General features: G+C 73.1%; 1 protein-coding gene. It reads left to right on the top strand.

Going from position 1 to position 802, the window contains the following annotated elements; all coding sequences use genetic code 11:
* Positions 1–802, top strand: an 802-nt coding sequence (locus JNK74_28475; protein ID MBL7650124.1) for a DUF1553 domain-containing protein, incomplete at both ends; no start/stop codon positions are given.

The raw sequence follows: 802 nt of genomic DNA on the forward strand, positions 1-802 counted from the left end.
CACCACCGCCCCGGGGAAACCCGCCGCCCGCACCCGGCCGCCGGTCGATCCCCTCACCGCCACCGATGCCACGCTGCGGCTCGCCTACGCCCGCACCTCCCCCGATCTGGCCGAGGCCCGCAAGCCACTGGAGACCCACGAGGCGCGCCGGCCCGGCTTTCCCACCACCCTGGTCATGCAGGAGCGTCCGGCCGATCATCCCCGCCCCACCCACCGGCATCACCGCGGCGAGTACCTCAAGGCGGAGGAAGCCGTCGCCCCCGCCGTGCCCAAAGTCTTCGCCGGCCTCCCCGAGGGAGTGCCCGCCAACCGCCTCGGCTTTGCCCGCTGGCTGGTCGATGCCGGGCGCAATCCCCTCGTCGCCCGCGTCGCCGTGAACCGCGCCTGGCACGCCTTCTTCGGCCGCGGCCTCGTCCCGGAAGCCGCCGACTTCGGCCTCCAGTCCGAGTTGCCCAGCCATCCCGAGTTGCTCGACTGGCTCGCGCTCGAGTTCGTCCGGCGCGGCTGGTCGATGAAGGAGCTGCACCGGCTCATCGTCCACAGCGCCACCTACCGCCAAAGCTCGGCCGTCACCGCCGACCTGCTGACCCGCGATCCCGCGAACATCCTGCTCGCCCGCGGTCCCCGCTTCCGCCTCGATGGCGAGGTCTTCCGCGACGCCACCCTTGCCGGCGCCGGCCTGTTGTCCGCCCGGATCGGCGGTCCCAGCGTCCAGCCGCCCCAGCCCGCCAGTGTCGTCAATGTCGCCTATGGTTCGCCCGATTGGAAACCCTCACCCGGCGAGGACCGCTACCGCCGCAGC

The sequence above is a fragment of the Candidatus Hydrogenedentota bacterium genome (assembly GCA_016791475.1).
Classification (GTDB): Bacteria; Hydrogenedentota; Hydrogenedentia; order Hydrogenedentales; family JAEUWI01; genus JAEUWI01.